The sequence below is a fragment of the Amycolatopsis tucumanensis genome (assembly GCF_021654135.1).
GTDB lineage: Bacteria > Actinomycetota > Actinomycetes > Mycobacteriales > Pseudonocardiaceae > Amycolatopsis_E > Amycolatopsis_E tucumanensis.
This window is the reverse complement of sequence record NZ_JAKGSD010000003.1, coordinates 136,321-153,581: the sequence shown is the minus strand read 5'-3', so window position 1 is coordinate 153,581 and position 17,261 is coordinate 136,321. Positions and strand designations below refer to the sequence as shown.

Annotated in this window: 18 protein-coding genes and 1 pseudogene; 7 read left to right on the top strand and 12 right to left on the bottom strand. The window is 72.3% G+C overall.

Annotation, left to right across the window (positions count from 1 at the left end):
- Positions 1-50 precede the first annotated feature (50 nt).
- Together L2C96_RS05875 and L2C96_RS05870 are read left to right on the top strand one after the other, a co-directional pair.
- The gene (locus tag L2C96_RS05875; RefSeq protein ID WP_237335450.1) at positions 51-1,055 is read left to right on the top strand and encodes a TerC/Alx family metal homeostasis membrane protein; all 1,005 of its coding nucleotides are present in this window, start codon (positions 51-53) and stop codon (positions 1,053-1,055) included.
- A 122-nt stretch (positions 1,056-1,177) separates the two neighbouring features.
- The gene (locus tag L2C96_RS05870) at positions 1,178-1,558 is read left to right on the top strand and encodes a nuclear transport factor 2 family protein (protein WP_237335449.1); all 381 of its coding nucleotides are present in this window, start codon (positions 1,178-1,180) and stop codon (positions 1,556-1,558) included.
- On the opposite strand, the gene L2C96_RS05865 is transcribed toward L2C96_RS05870, so the two are convergent.
- From L2C96_RS05865 to L2C96_RS05845, 5 genes are read right to left on the bottom strand one after another with little or no spacing between them, the layout of a single operon-like run.
- Positions 1,543-2,289, bottom strand: coding sequence for an HpcH/HpaI aldolase family protein (locus L2C96_RS05865; protein WP_237335448.1), 747 nt, complete (start codon positions 2,287-2,289; stop codon positions 1,543-1,545). The two genes, L2C96_RS05870 and L2C96_RS05865, sit on opposite strands and share 16 nt — an antisense overlap.
- Entirely contained in the window at positions 2,286-3,050 is a 765-nt protein-coding gene (locus L2C96_RS05860) for an SDR family NAD(P)-dependent oxidoreductase (protein WP_237335447.1), read from the bottom strand. Before L2C96_RS05860 ends, L2C96_RS05865 begins: the two co-directional genes overlap by 4 nt.
- The gene (hisD, locus tag L2C96_RS05855) at positions 3,035-4,336 is read right to left on the bottom strand and encodes a histidinol dehydrogenase (RefSeq protein WP_237335446.1); all 1,302 of its coding nucleotides are present in this window, start codon (positions 4,334-4,336) and stop codon (positions 3,035-3,037) included. Before hisD (L2C96_RS05855) ends, L2C96_RS05860 begins: the two co-directional genes overlap by 16 nt.
- A complete protein-coding gene (locus tag L2C96_RS05850) occupies positions 4,321-5,025 on the bottom strand; it encodes an alpha/beta fold hydrolase (protein WP_157358611.1) in 705 nt (234 codons plus the stop codon). The genes hisD (L2C96_RS05855) and L2C96_RS05850 overlap by 16 nt, the downstream gene beginning before the upstream one ends.
- Complete coding sequence (locus L2C96_RS05845) at positions 5,022-6,164, bottom strand: cupin domain-containing protein (protein ID WP_020419259.1); 1,143 nt, start codon at positions 6,162-6,164, stop codon at positions 5,022-5,024. The genes L2C96_RS05850 and L2C96_RS05845 overlap by 4 nt, the downstream gene beginning before the upstream one ends.
- A gap of 118 nt (positions 6,165-6,282) precedes the next feature.
- Here L2C96_RS05845 and L2C96_RS05840 point away from each other — a divergent pair, with 118 nt between their 5' ends.
- Positions 6,283-7,278 carry a LacI family DNA-binding transcriptional regulator gene (locus L2C96_RS05840; protein WP_020419258.1) on the top strand — a complete coding sequence of 332 codons (996 nt, stop codon included), beginning with the start codon at positions 6,283-6,285 and terminating at the stop codon, positions 7,276-7,278.
- A gap of 3 nt (positions 7,279-7,281) precedes the next feature.
- Here the strand turns inward: L2C96_RS05840 and L2C96_RS05835 are convergent, their stop codons facing one another.
- Complete coding sequence (locus tag L2C96_RS05835) at positions 7,282-8,145, bottom strand: carbon-nitrogen hydrolase family protein (RefSeq protein ID WP_237335445.1); 864 nt, start codon at positions 8,143-8,145, stop codon at positions 7,282-7,284.
- Entirely contained in the window at positions 8,145-9,473 is a 1,329-nt protein-coding gene (gene hisD, locus L2C96_RS05830; RefSeq protein WP_237335444.1) for a histidinol dehydrogenase, read from the bottom strand. Before hisD (L2C96_RS05830) ends, L2C96_RS05835 begins: the two co-directional genes overlap by 1 nt.
- A 72-nt stretch (positions 9,474-9,545) precedes the next feature.
- Between hisD (L2C96_RS05830) and L2C96_RS05825 the strand changes: the two genes are divergently transcribed.
- Positions 9,546-10,499 (top strand): LysR family transcriptional regulator, encoded by a 954-nt coding sequence (locus tag L2C96_RS05825; RefSeq protein ID WP_237335443.1) that lies wholly within the window; start codon positions 9,546-9,548, stop codon positions 10,497-10,499.
- Between the two features lie 6 nt (positions 10,500-10,505).
- Here the strand turns inward: L2C96_RS05825 and L2C96_RS05820 are convergent, their stop codons facing one another.
- Positions 10,506-11,843 (bottom strand): MFS transporter, encoded by a 1,338-nt coding sequence (locus L2C96_RS05820; protein ID WP_020419254.1) that lies wholly within the window; start codon positions 11,841-11,843, stop codon positions 10,506-10,508.
- Between the two features lie 175 nt (positions 11,844-12,018).
- Between L2C96_RS05820 and L2C96_RS05815 the strand changes: the two genes are divergently transcribed.
- The 3 genes from L2C96_RS05815 (at position 12,019) to L2C96_RS05805 (ending at position 14,865) form a co-directional block, all read left to right on the top strand.
- Entirely contained in the window at positions 12,019-13,011 is a 993-nt protein-coding gene (locus tag L2C96_RS05815; RefSeq protein ID WP_237335442.1) for a nuclear transport factor 2 family protein, read from the top strand.
- An 86-nt stretch (positions 13,012-13,097) separates the two neighbouring features.
- A complete protein-coding gene (locus tag L2C96_RS05810) occupies positions 13,098-13,535 on the top strand; it encodes a DUF4383 domain-containing protein (RefSeq protein WP_027936054.1) in 438 nt (145 codons plus the stop codon).
- A gap of 178 nt (positions 13,536-13,713) precedes the next feature.
- Positions 13,714-14,865 carry a metallophosphoesterase gene (locus L2C96_RS05805; RefSeq protein WP_237335441.1) on the top strand — a complete coding sequence of 384 codons (1,152 nt, stop codon included), beginning with the start codon at positions 13,714-13,716 and terminating at the stop codon, positions 14,863-14,865.
- 7 nt (positions 14,866-14,872) lie between these two features.
- Here L2C96_RS05805 and L2C96_RS44350 read toward each other — a convergent pair whose 3' ends face one another.
- The 4 genes and pseudogenes from L2C96_RS44350 to L2C96_RS05790 form a co-directional block, all read right to left on the bottom strand.
- A complete protein-coding gene (locus tag L2C96_RS44350) occupies positions 14,873-14,995 on the bottom strand; it encodes a hypothetical protein (protein WP_272882067.1) in 123 nt (40 codons plus the stop codon).
- Between the two features lie 127 nt (positions 14,996-15,122).
- A pseudogene (locus L2C96_RS45300) lies at positions 15,123-15,440 on the bottom strand (DUF1963 domain-containing protein); the annotation flags it as partial.
- A gap of 33 nt (positions 15,441-15,473) precedes the next feature.
- Positions 15,474-16,154, bottom strand: a complete 681-nt coding sequence (locus tag L2C96_RS05795) for an NADPH-dependent F420 reductase (protein ID WP_237335439.1) — start codon at positions 16,152-16,154, stop codon at positions 15,474-15,476.
- Positions 16,151-17,188: an LLM class flavin-dependent oxidoreductase gene (locus tag L2C96_RS05790; protein ID WP_237335438.1), complete on the bottom strand. Its 1,038-nt coding sequence runs from the start codon at positions 17,186-17,188 to the stop codon at positions 16,151-16,153. The genes L2C96_RS05795 and L2C96_RS05790 overlap by 4 nt, the downstream gene beginning before the upstream one ends.
- Positions 17,189-17,261: the final 73 nt, after the last annotated feature.

The window sequence follows — 17,261 nt, the reverse complement described above, 5'->3', positions numbered from 1 at the left end:
CGATGCGGGTGAAGGAGACCTCGAACGCTGACGGTGTTCGAGGAGGCCCCATGTCGCACCAGTCCGCGGTCGCCGCTGCCGCGCCCGCGTCGTCGATCGGCAGCCCGTGGTTGTGGGTGATCAGCATCGCGGTGCTGCTGGCCCTGCTGGCGGCCGATTTCCTCGTGACGCGGCGGCCGCACGAGGTGTCGCTGCGTGAGGCCGCCGGGTGGTCGGTGTTCTACCTGACCCTGCCGCTGGTGTTCGCCTTCTGGTTGTGGACCGCGTTCGGCGGCGCGCAGGCGCTGGAGTTCGCCACCGGGTTCGTCGTCGAGAAATCGCTTTCCGTCGACAACCTGTTCGTGTTCATGCTGCTGCTGGCGGCGTTCGCCGTGCCCGTCGAGGTACAGCAACGGGTGCTGCTCTACGGCATCGTCGGTGCGCTGGTGCTGCGTGGCATCTTCATCGCCGCGGGCGCCGCGCTGTTGCAGGCAGGCACCTGGGCGTTCCTGGTGTTCGGCCTGATCCTGTTCGCCTCGGCGGTGAAGATCCTGCACGAGGCCCTCAGCGGACCGGAAACGGATCCCGACGTGTCGCGGATGCGCTCGGTCCGGCTGCTGCGCAGGCTGATGCCGGTCACCGACGACTACCGCGGGACGCGGCTGGTGGTCCGCGAGCGTGGACGGCGGGCGCTGACCCCGCTGACGCTCGTGGTGGTGGCCGTCTTCGCCACCGACGTGGTGTTCGCCGTCGACTCGGTGCCCGCGGTCTACGGCATCACCGAGGACCCGTACCTCGTCTTCACCACCAACGCGTTCGCCCTGCTCGGCCTGCGTGCGCTGTACTTCGTGCTGCACACCGCGCTGGCCAAGCTCACCCACCTCAACCACGGGCTCGCCGTCATCCTGGCGTTCATCGGGGTCAAGCTGGTGCTGCACTGGGCGCACGAGGTGTGGCCCGCGGTGCCGACCATCCCCACCCCGGTCTCGCTGCTGGTCATCGTGCTGATCCTGGCGACCGTGACGGTGACCAGCCTGCGGTCCGGCAAGCGCGCCGCCGAGCGGAGCCCGTCATGACCGGCCTGCTGGTCGACGCGGCCCTGATCACGCTGCTCGTCCTCGCCGCGATCGTCACGGTCCTGGTGCTGCTGGACGCGCGGCCGCCGCGCTGAGCCGCCGTCCGGTGCCACACTCACCGGATGGACGAGCGACGAGTGCGGTCCTGGGTCGACGGCTACGAGCGCGCGTGGCGGTCACCGGGCACCGGCGCCCTGGCGGAACTGTTCACCGAGGACGCGACCTACCAGCAGTCCCCGTACCGCGAACCGGTGCGGGGACTGCCGGCCATCGCCGCGATGTGGGAGGCCGAGCGGACCGGCCCCGACGAGGACTTCCGGATGACCAGCGAACCGGTTGCCCTCGACGGGGACACCGCCGTCGTGCGGGTCGAGGTGACCTACGGCGAACCCACGCGACAGCAGTACCGGGACCTGTGGATCATCCGCTTCGCCGGGGACGGCCGGTGCCGGGCGTTCGAGGAGTGGCCGTTCTGGCCGGAGAAGTCCTACCGCCCGGACTGACCGGCCAGGTCGCGCAGCGTGTGGAGCAGCACGTGCGCCAGGTTGTAGATCACCGCGCCCGGCGGGGCCGCCGCGGCCTGCGCCGTGCCGCCCACGATGCTCACCATCGGCTTGCCCGCCCGCTCCGCCGCGTTCGCGACCTCCGCCATCGCCTGACGGACGCGGGGTTCGGCGGCACCACCGGTCAGGCCCATCGCCACCGACAGGTCCGCGGGACCCACCAGCACCGCGTCGACGCCCGGCACGTCCAGGATCTCCGGCGCCGCCGCGCACGCCTCCGGCGTCTCGATCATCGGCACGACCAGCGTGGTCTCCGCGGAGCGCGACAGGTGCTCGGCGATGTCCCGGGCGCCGAACCGGCCTGCCCTGCTGTAGGTCGCGAAGCCGCGCTCGCCGAGCGGCGGGTAGTGCGCGGCCGCGACGACCGCCCTGGCCTGCTCCGCGGTGTCGACGTGCGGCACGATCACGCCATCCGCGCCCAGGTCGAGGACGCGCAGGACGAGCGCGGGCTCGGCCGCCCCGGCCCGGACCAGCACGCCCAGCCCGTGCGCCTGGGCCGCGACGACGTGCTGCTGCAGCGGCACCAGGTCGGCGGGCCCGTGTTCGCAGTCGAGCACGACGAAGTCGAGCCCGGCGACGCCGGCCATCTCGACGAGCGTTTCCGACGGCAGCCGCAGCAGGCCGCCGAGCAGCCGCTCCCCCGCCGCCAGGCGTTGTTTCAGCGTCCTCACCGCGCCACCATCCCTGCCGACAGGTCGATGTCCGCCGCACACAGCCCCGGCATCCGCAACATCGCCAGCACCCCGGCCGCCACCTCCGCCTCCGTCACCATCCGGCCCAACGCCGACCGCCCCACAAAAGCCCGCTCCGCCTCCTCGCAACTCACGCCGGTGCGCTCGGCCTCCAGCCGGAAGTTGCGTTCCATGCGCGGCCCGGCCACCGGCCCCGGCGACAGCGAGTTCACCGCCACCCCGTGCGGCCCGACCTCGCCCGCGAGCGTGGCCGTCAGCCCGATCACCGCCATCTTCGACGCGCAGTACGGGGTGCGCCGCAGCAACGGCCGCTTCCCGCTCACCGACGCGATGTTCACGACGTCCCCCGCCCCGCGCGCGACCATCGGCGGCAGGAACGCCCGGCACACCAGGTACACGCCGCGGACGTTGACCGCGAACACCTCGTCCCACTCGTCCGGCTCGACCTCGGTCAGCGGCTTGACCGGCCCCGCGACGCCGGCGTTGTTGACGAGCACCGAGATCTCCTCGTCCGCCAGCTCCGCGGCGAGCGCGGCGACCGAGCCGGGGTCGGCCACGTCGCACACCGCCGCCCGTCCCGGCCCGGGCAGGGCGGCCACCGTCTCGTCCAAACTGGACCGCCGCCGCCCGGTCACCACGACCCGCGCGCCGGCCTCCGACAGCGCCACGGCGATCGCCCGGCCGAGGCCGTTGCCGCCGCCGGTGACCAGCGCGGTGCGCCCGCTCAGGCCGGGTTCCACGCCAGCTCCCCCCGCCGGAACCCGGCCGCGCGCACGTCGCCGGACCGCGCGTGGCCCTCGAACAGCTCGACCCGCGCCGCCCGGCCGCACACCTCGCCCAGCCGCTCGCTCGACTCGCTGCTGGTGACCTCCTGGTAGGTCACGGTCTTGAGGTACTTGCCGACCCACAGCCCGCCGGTGTACCTGGCCGCGCCGCGCGTCGGCAGGACGTGGTTCGTGCCGATCACCTTGTCCCCGAAGGACACGCAGGTGCCCGGGCCGAGGAACAACGCGCCGTAGTTCCGCATCTTCTCCAGCGCCTGCCGCGGCTGCGCGGTGAGCACCTGGACGTGCTCGGACGCGTAGGTGTCGGCCAGCGCGAACGCCTCGTCGGCCGAGTCGACCACGTGGATCTCGCCGTGGTCGCGCCACGCCGGTTCGGCGAAGTCGCGGGTGGGCATGCCGGGCAGCAGCGCCTCGACGTGGTCGAGCACCTCCCGCGCGAGGTCCGCCGAGGTGGTGATCAGCACCGCGGGCGAGTCCGGCCCGTGCTCGGCCTGCGACAGCAGGTCCACCGCGACGACGAACGGGTCGGCGGTGTGGTCGGCGACGACCAGCACCTCGGTCGGCCCGGCGAACAGGTCGATGCCGACCTCGCCGAACAGCTGCCGCTTGGCCTCCGCGACGTAGGCGTTCCCGGGGCCGGCGATCAGGTCGACGCGCCCGATGGTCTCGGTGCCGACGGCCAGCGCGGCCACCGCCTGCACCCCGCCGAGCAGGTAGATCTCGTCGGCGCCCGCCAGGTGCATGGCGGCGACGGTGGCGTCGGGCACCTCGCCGCGGATCGGCGGCGTGCACGCGGCCACCCGCGGCACCCCGGCGACCTTCGCGGTCACGATGGTCATGTGCGCGGACGCGGTGAGCGGGTACCGGCCGCCGGGGACGTACGCGCCCGCCGCGGCGACCGGCACGTGCTTCTGTCCCAAGTGGACCCCGGGCAGGGTCTCGACCTCGAACTCGCGGATCGAGTCCCGCTGGTGCCGGGCGAAGGTGCGCACCTGGTCCTGCACGAACCGGATGTCGTCCAGCACCTGGGCCGGAACGCGGGCGACGATCTCCTCGATCCGCTCCGGGGAGAGCCGGAACGACTCCGGCGACCACGAGTCGAACTTCGCCGAGTACTCCCGGACCGCGGCGTCGCCGCGGTCCCGGATGTCGGCGATGATCCCGCGGACGCGGTCGGCGACGTCGTCCCGCTGGGCGGCGACCTGCTCGGCGGGGACGGCGGATTTCAGGACCTTGGGCATCGGAACTCCTTCGGTAGGCCGCGCAGCCAGTCGCGCAGCAGGGTGGTCGTGGTGTCCGGGGCTTCGAGCGTCAGCAGGTGCCCGGCCCCGGGGATGACGTGGCAGGTGGCGTCCCGCGCGTGCGCGGCGATCTTGTGGTGGAAGGCAGGCGGGCAGAGCGCGTCGCGTTCGCCGCACAGCACCAGGACCGGGCAGGACAGCGTCGCGATCGCGGCGTGGGCGTCGCGCCGGGTGGCTTGCGCGGCGAGCTGGGACCGGAACACGGCGGGCCCGACGCGACCGGCCATGCCGAGAAACCGTTGACGCAGCACGGGATCCGGCTCGGCGAACATGGTCGGCAGGATCCGGGCGACGGCCGCCTCGAACCCGCCGTCGGCGGTGAGCCGGTCGAGCTCCGCCCAGCCCGCCAGCTGCTCCCGCCGCGGCGCGCCCGCGTTGGTCGCCATGGCGCAGAACCCGGCCAGCCGCCCTGGCGCGCGCCGGGCGACCTCGAACCCGGCGATCGCGCCCAGGCTCAGCCCGGCGAGCACGAACGGGCCGTCGACCGCGGCGAGGATCTGCTCGGCCATGCCGCCGATGTCCGGCGCGGTGATCTCCGCGTGCACGACCGGCGACGGCACGTCGACATCGGCCCACAGGTCCGCGTCGCACAGCATGCCGGGTACGAGCACCACCGGCGGCGCCGTCACCGCCCGGCCGGCCGCGGCAGCAGGTGGTAGGGCGCGAGGTAGCCATTGTGGTCCACGCCCACCCCGGCGTCGGCGGCCGCCTTGACGACCTCGTCGTCCCACTCCAGGCGCACGCGCCCGTCCCCGCTGTTGACGACGAGCAGGCTGGCCGTCGAGTCGGACACGTTGCGGATGCTGCGCCACGCCCCGCGCGGCACGGACAGCATGTCCCACGGGCCCAGCCGCACGCTCACCTCGTCGTGCCGGTTGAGCGTCACCTCCCACTCGCCGTCCTTCACCATCAGGACCTGCGTCTCGTCGTGGCGGTGCAGCAGCACGCCCTCGCCCGGCTCCGCCCGCAGCCATGCCACGTTGTGCCCGTGCGGCTGGTAGACGCGTGGTTCCTGGTCGCGGTCCTCGGTCATGCCGAACCCGATCACCGCGGCCAGTTCGGCGCGCCCGCCGGGCAGGACGCTGCCCAGCAGAGCCCGCGAGGACCACCGCAGGTCGCCGGCGGTGGCCACCCGCCGGCGCATCCGGCCGGCGTCGTAGGAGGGCAGTGCGGCGATGTCCTCGGCGGCCATCGGCCGGACCAGCTCGGCCGGGTCGGGCACCTCGTCGCCGGCGACGGTGTCGACGAGCCGGTTGTCCGCGGTCAGGTACAGGCCGTGGCCCTCGGCCTCGCGCAGCACCGACGGACCCCAGATGATGCCGCCGGTGTCGTCGTGGCCGAGCACGGTGAACAGCCAGCCGTCGTCGGGGCCGATGTTGGTGAACCCGCGGAAGATCCACGTCGGGATCGAGGCGATGTCGCCCTCGCGGAGCACCAGTTCGCCCTCGTCGCCGTCGGCGCCCCAGCGGAGCAGGAACTCGCCGCGGAAGCACAGGAACACCTCGGCCGTGAAGTGCAGGTGCAGGTTGTTGGTGATGCCGTGCGGCATCGCCGCGGCGCCGATGTTGAACCCGTGCGGCTCGCGCAGGTTCACCACCTGGTTCGGGTTCTGCGTCACCCCCGGGCCGATCATCGAGTAGTTCTCCTTGCGGTCCGAACCCGGGGTCCGGCAGTCGATGAACGCCTGGTTGCAGGACACGAAATCGGCCCGCCGGATCGTCCGGCGCCGCAGCTCCTCCGCCGTGACCCGCCCCTCGCCGTTGACCATGACACCCTCCGCAACGTCGTTGTTAATACGTATGCATGCCATCATCCCCGCGGTTGCCTGTCAAGGGGTCGATTCGGCTAGGATGCGTATGCACAGGGCCGGACCGGGGAGGGCGCCGATGTCGATCACGAGTCATGACGTGGCCCGGCTCGCCGGGGTCTCCCAGCCGACGGTCTCGCGGGCGCTGCGCGGCGACCACCGGGTCTCCGCGGCCACCCGGGAACGGGTGCGCGAAGCGGCCGAAGCGCTCGGGTACGTGCCAAGCGAGGCGGGCCGGAGCCTGTCCACGCGCTCGACCCGCCGCATCGGCGTGGTCGTCACCGACCTGACCAACCCCTTCTACCCGCACCTGATCGGCCCCCTGCACGACACGCTCGAACGGCACGGCTACCGGATGATGCTGTTCACCGAGCGCAGCGAAACCGCGCTGGAGACCGAGCGGCTGCTGGACCGCTCCATCGACGGCGTCGTGCTCACCACGGCGGTCATCGGCTCCGCCCTGCCCGCCGAGCTGACCCGGCGCGGGCTGCCGTTCGTGTTCCTCAACCGGGAGACCGGCAACGACAAGGCCGACGCCGCGGTGGTGGACAACGAGGCGGGCGGGCGGCTCGTCGCAGAGGAGATCGTGCGGCTCGGCCACACCGACGTCGCCCTGATCGGCGGGCCCGCAGAGACCACCACCGGGCGGGACCGCGAACTGGGGTTCCGGGTGGGCCTGTCGGAGGCCGGGGTCGGCCTGCCGCGGCACCGCGTGCGGCGCGGGCCGTTCGACTACGGCACCGGCTACCAGGGCCTGCTCGACCTGATGGCCGGGGACTCCCGTCCCAGCGCGGTCTTCTGCGGCAACGACGTGATCGCGATCGGCGCGATGAACGCCGCGCGCCGCCTGGGGATCGACGTGCCCGGCGACCTGACCGTCATCGGGTTCGACGACCTGCCGATGGCGTCCTGGGAGACGTTCGACCTCACCACGGTCCGCCACGACCTCGACGGGATGGCCCAGGCGGCCGCGGACCTGCTGGTCGAACGCATCTCCGGCAGCGCGGAGGAGGCGCCGCGCCGCGTGACGTTCGCCCCGGAGCTGGTGCCGCGGGGGACGCACGCGGCGCGGTGACCCTCACGCCTCCGTGGTCCGCCGCTGTTCCGCCGCGGCCCAGGCCGCCGGGGTGAGCGCGCCGCCGTAGAGCGGCATCGGGATCGGCTCGTCGCCCTCCCGCAGCTGGTCCCACACGCGGGTGACGCCGAAGCTGCCGTGCCGCCGCACGGCGGTCACCGCGTCCAGGTCGACCACGGCGGTGAGCACCCCGGCGGCCGCGCCGGGCAACTCGGCGAGCACCTGCCCCTCCGGCCCGGCCAGCACCGAGTGCCCGAGACCGGTCGGGCCGGCCGCGTTGACGCTCGCGACGAACACCTGGTTGACGATCGCGTTGGCGCGGGCGAGCACGATCTCCTGGGCCCGGTCGGCGGTGTCGGTGCGCACCACGTTGAGCACCAGCTCCGCGCCCAGCCACGCCAGGTGCCGGGTGACCTCGGGGAACCAGGCGTCGTAGCAGACGGACAGCCCGACGCGGCCGACGCCCGGGATGGCGAACACGACGAACTCCCGGCCCGGCCGGAACGGCTCGTGCGGGCGCCACGGGAACACCTTGCGGTAGGCGGCGGCCAGCTCACCCTCCGGCGAATACACCACCGCCGTGTCGTAGACGTGCCCGTCGTCCCCGAGCTCGGCGACGCTGCCCGGGCACAGCCACACGCCGAGGTCCCCGGCCAGCTCGGCGAAGCACCGGTGCCGTGGCCCGGTCAGTGGTTCCACGCTGTCCACTGTGTCCAATTCGGACTCGCCCGTGACGTGCAGTTCCGGGTAGGCCAGCAGCCGGGTGCCCGGGAACCGCCGCATCGTGGCCGTGGCGTGCGCGGCGAGCCCGTCGAGATCGGTGCGACCCGGCACCTGGGCGAGCGCGAGGGTGAGCGGCCGTCCCATCAGGCCTCCTGCAATGCCAGCCGCTGCGTGCGCAGGGTGGCGGTGGCGCGGTGGGCCGCCATGCCCTCCGAAGCGGAGATCACCTCGACGGCGCCGGCGAGCGCGGGCGTGGCCTCGCGGGCGACCCGCTGGTAGGTCAGCGGGCGGAGGAACCGGGACACCGACAACCCGGCGCCGTGCCGGGCGCCGCCCGCGGTGGGCAGCACGTGGTTGGTCCCGGCCATGCCCTTGTCGGAGTAGGCGACGGTGCTCCACGGCCCGAGGAACAGCGAGCCGTAGGCGGTCAGGTGCTCGTGGTACCAGTCGTCGTCGGCGGTCTGGATCTCCAGATGTTCCGGCGCGAGGTCGTCCATCAGCGCCGCCGCGGTCTCCCGGTCGGCGGCTACGGTGATCGAACCGTGGTCGCGCCAGGCCGGGCCCGCGATCGGCGCGGTGGCCAGCGTCGCGAGCTGGCGGTCGATCTCGGCGGTCACCTGGGCGGCGAGGTCGGCGTTCGTCGTGATCAGCGCCGCGGGCGAGTCCGGGCCGTGCTCGGCCTGGCCGAGCAGGTCGGCGGCGACGAGCTCGGGATCGGCGGTCTCGTCGGCGATCACGGCCACTTCGGACGGTCCGGCGAGCAGGTCGATCGCGACCGTGCCGAACAGCTGGCGCTTCGCCTCGGCCACGAACGCGTTGCCCGCGCCGACGAGCATGTCTGCCGGCGCGTCCCCGACGAGCCCGTAGGCCATCGAGGCGAGCGCCTGCACCCCGCCCAGCAGGAAGACCCGGTCCACACCGGACACGTACGCGGCGTAGAGCACGGCGGGGTTGGGGCCGCCGTCCGGCTGCGGCGGGGTGCACGCGACGACCGACGGGACCCCGGCGGCCTTGGCGACGTTGACGGTCATGAACGCGCTCGCGGTCAGCGGGAACCGGCCCGCCGGGAGGTAGGCGCCGACGCGCTGCACCGGAACGTAGCGGTACCCGGCGACCAGGCCCGGTTCGAGCTCGACCTCCAGATCCTTCAGCGCGTCCCGGGACGCCTTGGCGAACGCCGCGGTGCGGGCGGCGCCGAGTTCGATGGCCGCGCGCAGGTCGCCGGGCAGCGCGTCGCCGCTGCGGCGCATCTCCTCGCGGGAGATCTCCAGCGGCCTGCCGTCGTAGCCGTCGAGTTCGGCGGCGTAACGGGTGACGGCGTCGAGTCCCTCGGCGCGGATCCGGTCGAGCATGCGGGTCACGGTGTCGATGACGCCCGCGTCGCGCTGAGCCGGGGCGCCCCCGGCCGCGGGCTCCTTGACGACGGTGAACCGGCCGGCGAAGCGGCGCTGGGTGGCTTCGGTGAAGTACATACCCGGAAAGCTAGTTCCACACCGGACACAGGACCACCTTGTCTTCCGTTGGGACACCTATAGGATTTCCTTGTGACTCTGACGCAGCTGCGCGCACTCGTCGCGGCGGCCGAACTCGGCTCGTTCACGGCGGCAGGCGCCGCGCTCGGCTACACCCAGGCGGCGATCTCGGAATTGGTGCGCAGGCTGGAGGAGGAGTGCGGGCTGCAGCTCTTCCACCGCGGCGGGCGTCGGCTGACGCTCACACCCGCGGGCGCGCAATTGCTGCCGCACGCGCAGCAGACGGTGAGCGCGGCGCGCAACGCCGAGGACACGGTGAAGGCGGTGCGCGGGCTGACCGGCGGCGTGGCCTCGTTCGGCCTGTTCCGCAATGCCGACTTCTACCTGCTGGCCGAGCTCGGCGAGCGGTTCGCCGCCGCGCACCCGGACGTGCGGGTCCGGCTGGTCGGGGTCAACGCCGCGCTCGTCGCCGAGGCGGTCGCGGCCGGGGACCTGGAGGCGGGCATCGTCGTCCTGCCGGTCACCCCGGCCGGGCTGGAGATCACGCCGCTCGCCCGCGACGAGGTGCTCTACGTGTCGGCGGATCCCGACCACGTCGCGGCACCGGTGGACATCGAGACGATGGCGCGGCGGCGGCTCGTCCTCTACGACGCGCACGTGGGGCAGGCCGACCCGGACCGGCTGCAGCTGACCGAGCGGGCCCAGGTCGCCGGGGTGCGGATCGAGCCGTTCATCGAGGTCGAGCAAGCCCAGGCGGCACTGCACCTGGTCGCCCGCGGGCTCGGCGACACGTTCCTGTCCCGCGCGGTGGCCGAACGGCTCGTGCGCACCGAGGGCCTGCGCCTGCACACCACGACCTTCGACCCGCCGCTGCACAACACGTTCGCCCTCGTCCGGCGGGAGCACAGCAGGCTCTCCCCCGCCACCGAAGAACTCGCCCGGCTCGCGGTGGACCTGCTGATGCGCAACGACATGCTCGAACACCGGCGGCCCCTCCCGGCACGGGAGGAGGCGCCGGTGTCCTGAGTGGACTCAACGGGCGAACTTGTCCGCGGCGAGCTCGCTGCGGTAGGTCTCCGTCATGAAGAAGGTGATCACCACCAGCGCCAGCACCGCGGCCACCGCGAGGTAGACCCACACGGCGTAGATCGTGCCGAACGTCGACACCAGCAGCGTCGCGACGAACGGCGTGATGCCCATGAAGATCGAGAACGAGCTGTTGTAGGCGATCGAGCTGGCGCTGAACCGGGTGCGGGTCGCGAACAGCTCCGCCGCGCACACCGTGACGATGCCGGTCAGGAAGAACTCCGGGATGATGTAGATCAGCTGGCTCACCACCGCGGCGCCGAACGTGCCGTGCTGGCCCACCCAGAACGCCAGCGGCACCAGCACGATGCACGCCACCGCGCCGGTGATCAGCATCGGCTTGCGCCCGATCCGGTCGGAGATCGCGCCGGCGACGGGCAGCAGCGGGATCAGCACGGCGACCGAGATCATGTTGGACAGCCACGCGGCCGACTTGGACAGCCCGAGCGTGTCGGACAGGTACTCCGGGTAGAAGGTGACCCAGGTGTAGGACAGGATCGCCAGCATGATCGAAGCGCCGCAGAACACCAGGATCGGCCGCCACTGGGAGCGCAGGGCCTCGCGGAACGGCGCCGCGACGACGTTGGTGCCGTGCTCGGTCGCGGCGACGAACTCCGGCGTCTCCTCGATCCGGCTGCGCAGCCAGACCCCGATCAGGCACAGCGGCAGCACCGCCAGGAACGGGATCCGCCAGCCCCAGCTGTGCAGCGCCTCGTCGGTGAACACCGCGCTCATCAGCGCGGCCACCCCGGCTCCGGCGAGGATGCCCAGGAAGCAGCTGTTGGAGGCGAACGAGGTGTAGAACCCGCGGCGGCGTGGCTCGGCCCACTCGACCACGAAGGCGACGGCGCCGACGTACTCGCCGCCGGCCACCATGCCCTGCACGACGCGCAGCAGCAACAGGATCAGCGGCGCGGCCAGCCCGATCTGCCCGTAGGTGGGCAGCACGCCGATCGCGGCCGTGGAGATGCCCATGAACACCACGGTCCACAGCAGGACCTTCTTGCGCCCGAACCGGTCGCCCCACCTGCCGAGCAGGGTCCCGCCGAGCGGGCGGACCAGGCAGGCGATCGCGATCACCGCGTACGCACTGAGCACGCTCGCGGTGTGGTCGCTCGCCGGGAAGAACGACGAGGCGAGGACGGGTGCCATGTAGCCGTACAACCCGTAGTCGAACTGTTCGACGAAGTTGCCGATGCTGCCGGCGATGATCGTGCGCCGGATCGTCTTCCGACGTCCGGGCGCGTCCGTGGACGCGGCTGTGGTCGGCGCGACGGTGGACATGACACCTCCATTGTGCCACAACGGCTGAGCCGTTTGCATACGTATGGACTGCAACATAGGTGGGCGAAGCGAAGCGGTCAAGACGCAGATCACAGCCGCTTGTTCGCTCTTGCCGACGATCATGCATACGGATACAGTCGGCGTGCCCCGGCCCAGCCACGGAAAGGACGACGCCATGCCCCTCGATCCGGTCGCCTACCAGCCCTACGAGGACCCGGACGACTTCATCCGCGAGGTGACCGACCGGATCTGGGTCCAGCGCGACATCTCCTACATCACCGACAACTACGAGCCGGACTCGATCGTCCACGGTGGCCTCGGCACGGTCGTCGGCAGGGACGGCGTGATCGAAGGCAGCCTGATGCGGATCGCGCAGGTGCCGCAGCACGTGGGCCAGGCCGAGGACGTGGTGTGGGAGGCCCGCGGCGACGACGCGTTCCTCAGCTCGCACCTCGTCTTCTCCGCGGACACGCACATCGTGAACGGCGTCGAGGTGCCGATCCGCAAGCGCACCATCGCCAACTGCCTCTACCGGCGCGGGCGGATGGTCGAGGAATGGGTAGTGCGGGACGACCTCGCCGACTGCCTGCAGCTCGGGCTGGACCCGGCCGAGGTCGCGCGCGGCTTGCGGTTCCGCGGGTACGAGGGCTCGATGACCAAGCCGGCGCCGGCGGACGTCCTGACCGCGGGCGACAGCGGCCCGCGCCCGGACGACCACCGGCCCGAGTGCGAGATGGTGCTGGAGTTCATCGAGGAGGTGTGGAACGCGCGGCGGCTGCACAAGGTCACCGACTTCATGCCGCGCGACCTGTTCCTGCACACGATCGGCGACCGGACGGTCCTGCGCCCCGACGGGTACCAGCGGGAGCTGCTCACCCAGATCGCGCCGTTCCCCGACGCGCGGTTCGAGGTGCGCGACATCCAGACCAACTACGCGGAGCGCTACGCCGGGCTGCGCATCGCCGTGCTGTGGGTGATGCAAGGGTCCTACCGGGGCGTGCCGGAGTTCGGGCCGCTCACCGGCCAGCCGGTGGACCTGCTCGGGGTGTCGCAGTTCCTGGTTCAGGGCGGGCGCATCACCCGCGAGATCCGCGTGTTCGACCAGATCGCGCTGCGGGCGCAGATCAACAGCCACGAGAGCTCGTTCACGGACACGAACATCTACTGACGCGCCGCGCCCCGGCACCCATCCGGACCACGGGGCGCGACGAATGGCTGGCGACCGATCCGATCCAGCCAGACGAGGTGAGCACCATGTCCCGATCCACCACTGCGTCCAAGACCAGCCCCGTGCGCGTCGCGGCGGGAGCCGTGGGGGCGGTGTTCCTCCTGGTCGGAGTGCTCGGCTTCGTCCCAGGCATCACCACCGGCTACGACGACCTGACCTTCGCCGGGCACCACTCCAGGGCGATGCTGCTCGGCGTGTTCTCGGTGTCGGTCCTGCACAACGCCGTGCACCTGCTGTTCGGGGTCGCCGGCCTGGCGATGTCGCGCAGCGCCGGTGCCGCCCGCGCCTACCTGGTCGGCGGCGGCGCGATCTACCTGGTCCTGTGGCTGTACGGGCTGGTCGTGGAAGAGGCGAGCGCGGCCAACTTCGTCCCGGTCAACAACGCGGACAACTGGCTGCACCTGGTCCTCGGCGTCGCAATGATCGTGCTCGGCGTCGTCACCACCCGAGGCCGCGGCGCTTGAGTCGGCGTAAAGCCGCACCCTTGATGGCCCGCCGCGGCCGGGCACGCGGTCCCGGAGGGCTGCTCCCCTGGCGCACCGGCGCGGACCACGCCGATACGGTTGACCCGTTCGTGTCCGTCCCAGCCGCCTGGAGCACGTCCTGACCGCCATCCTCTTCGGCCTCGTCGTCCTCGCCGCGATGCTCGTGCTGCACGGCTACCTGTGGTTCCGGCTGGTCCGCGCCACCACCGTCGCCGGGCGGGCGCGGCGGCGGCTGACCGTGCCCACCGTCGTCCTCGCCGTGCTGCCCGCGGCCGCCGTGATCGGGCGCCGCGTGCTGCCCTGGTCCGCGCAGGTTCCGCTGGACTGGGTCGCCTACAGCTGGCTCGGCCTGGCGCTCTACGCGTTCCTGGCGTTGCTGGTGCTCGAACCGGTGCGCTGGCTGCTGAACCGGCGGCGGCGCGCGATGCCCGCCGCGTCCGGCCCCGGTGCCGTGGAGGCGCCGCCGGACCCGTCGCGGCGGCTGTTCCTGGCCCGCTCGCTGGCGCTCACCGCCGGGGCTGTCGCGGTCGGCACCGCGGGCACCGGGGCCGTGCTGGCCAACTCCGCGCCCGTGGTGCGCCGGGTGCCCATCGCGATCGCCGGCCTCGACCCCGCGCTGGAGGGCTACCGCATCGTCACCTTCTCCGACGGGCACCTGTCCACCACCTACGGCGGCGGCCGGTTCGAGCGCCTGGTCGAGACGGTCAACGCCCAGCGGCCGGACGCCGTGGCCATCGTGGGCGACCTGGTCGACGGCGAGCTGCACGAGCTGCGCGAGGACGTCGCCCCGCTGGCCGACCTGGTCAGCGGGCAGGGCGTCTACTTCGTCACGGGCAACCACGAGTACTTCGTCGACACCGAGGCCTGGCTGCGGCACCTGCCGACCCTCGGGGTGGACGTGCTGCGCAACGAACGTGTCCCGCTCGGCCGCGGGGGCGTGACCTTCGACCTGGCCGGCATCGACGACCGCACCGCCGCGCGCTCCGGACTGCCCGGCCACGGCGCGAACCTCGACGCCGCGCTCGACGGCCGGGACGACAACGTCCCGCTCGTGCTGCTGGCCCACCAGCCGGTGCAGGTCGAACAGGCCCGCGCGGCCGGCGTGGACCTGCAACTGTCCGGCCACACCCACGGCGGGCAGCTCTGGCCCTTCGACTACGCCATCCGGCTGGACCAGCCGGCGGTCGAAGGCCTCTCCCGCCACGGCGACACGCAGCTCTACGTAACGGCCGGCGCGGGCTATTGGGGCCCGCCGATGCGCATCGGGGCGCGCCCGGAGGTCACGGTCATCGAGCTGACCCGCGGCTGAGCCCGGCCTACGCGCACTGCAGCACGAGCCAGCTCCGGTCCCACGCCCGCGCGAGCAGGTCCTCGTGCCTGACCCAGTAGAACGAGCGGCGGATGACCGGCTTCTCGTCGATGAACGTGCGCCTGGTCATGTGGCCGCAGTGGAACCGGCGAAAAGCGCCCGTTCGCGGGCAGGTCCGACGGCGCCTGCCGGGTCGCCACCTCGGCGTCGCCGGGTGTGAACAGGACCGTCGCCGAGTCCCGGTGCGCCGGGTCGAAACCCCAGGGCTGATGGATCGCGTCGTAGAAGAAGGACAGCAAGCCGTCGGCCGGCAGGATGCCTTCCGCGTCGTACGGGGCCATCTCGGACAGGTCCAGCTGGGCGACGAAGCTGAGTGGCGTGTGGCCGGCACGCGGCCACGGCGTCGCGGGAGGCAGTTCGGGATCGCCGCCGAGCCGGGTGCGGTGCGGACCTCGGGCGGGCAGCAGCCGGACACTCGGCAGGGAAGCCGCTACGAGCTCATCGGCGAACTCGCCCAGACCGGCCGCCCGGACTTTGCGCCGGTGCGTTTCCCGTAGCTCCGCGAAGTCTGGCACCGCGCCAGTTTCGCACGTAGGGCCCAACCGGGGTCACCCGTCGAGCCCACGCGCCTTCGCGACCTGCCGTCCCCGTTCGGAGTCCGGGAAATGGCCGAGGATCGCGCGGAGTTCGGTGGCGGTGACGTTGGCTCCGAAGGCTTCCGAGCCCGGTTCGAGGCGCACGCCCTCGGCGAGCGGGCCGGCGGTGACCGGGTCGAAGCCGAGCGCGTCGACCAGTTCCGCCACCGCCGCGACGTCTGCCGGGTCGTCGCCGGCGATGGCGATCGCCTTGCGGTCCGCGGTTCCGGTGGGGCGGGCGCCGTCCTCCAGGTCGTGGTAACCCATGTGGTTGAAGGCCTTCACGACGCGAGCACCGGCCACAAAGGACTGCACTGTCTCGCTCGACGAGGTGCGCGGGTCGTCGAGGTCGTCGCGGATGCCGTCGACCTCCCACCAGTAGTTCATGGCATCCACGACCACCTTGCCCGCCAGCGCCGCGGCGGGAATCTCACGGTACTTTCCCAGCGGCAGCGCCAAGATCACGAAATCGGCCTCGGCAGCCGCCTCCGCCGCAGTGGTCGCGATCGCGCCCGGCGTGAGGACGTCGACGGTCAGCGCGATCTTCTCCGGAGCGCCCGAGCCGGCGATGAGCACGCGGTACCCGGCCGCGAGCGCGAGCCGCGCCAGCACCGTGCCCACCTTGCCTGCGCCGAGGATGCCGATGGTGGTCATTCCGCCTCCGACAGGATGTCGCGCACCATCGGAATCACCTTGGTGCCGTACAGCTCCACCGCCCGCAGGCGCGCGCTCGCCGGCTGCGAACCGCTGCTGTAGATCATGTCGAACCGGCCCACGCCCAGGTCCGTCACCGCGCGGGCGATCTTGCGGGCGACCGTCTCCGGCGATCCGATGTAGAGCGAGCCGTGCTCGATCTCGGCGTCGTACTCCTCGCGGCGGATCGGCGGCCAGCCGCGCTGACGCCCGATCCGGTCGCGGATCACCCGGTACCGCGGCCAGAACACCTCGCGGGCCTGCTCGTCGGTGTCGGCGACGAACCCCGGCGAGTGCATGCCGACCGGGTGCGCGGTCGTGCCGAACTCCCCCGCCGCCCTGCGGTACAGGTCCAGGTACGGCGCGAACCGCTTCGGCGGGCCGCCGATGATCGCGAGCATCAGCGGCAGGTCGTAGTGCGCGGTGCGGACCACCGACTGCGGCGAGCCGCCCACCCCGACCCACGTCGTCAGGCGCCCCGACTCCGTCTTCGGGTAGACGTCGGCGTCCTCCAGCGCCGGGCGCAGCGTGCCGCTCCAGGTCACCGGCTTCTCGTCCAGCAGCCGCGCGAACAGCTCGATCTTCTCCTCGAACAGCTTGTCGTAGTCGGCCAGGTCGTAACCGAACAGCGGGAACGACTCGGTGAACGAACCCCGGCCGAGGATCACCTCGGCGCGCCCGTTCGACAGCGCGTCGACCGTGGCGAAGCGCTGGAACACGCGCACCGGGTCGTCGGAACTGAGCACGGTCACACCGGAGGACAGGTGGATCCGCGACGTGCGGGTGGCGATGCCGGCCAGCACCGTCTCCGGCGAAGAAATCGAGTACTCCGGGCGGTGGTGCTCGCCGAGCGCGATCACGTCCACGCCGATCTCGTCGGCCAGCACGGCCTCGTCCACGACCTGCCGGATCGCCTGGGCATGCGACAGCGGACGGCCGTCGTCGTCCTCGGGCACGTCGCCGAACGTGTCGAGCCCGAACACCAGATCAGACATCAGAAGGCTCCTCCGTGAGCGCCAAGTAATTGACACGTCAATCTGTCATCACCCGTCATACGCCGGTATGATT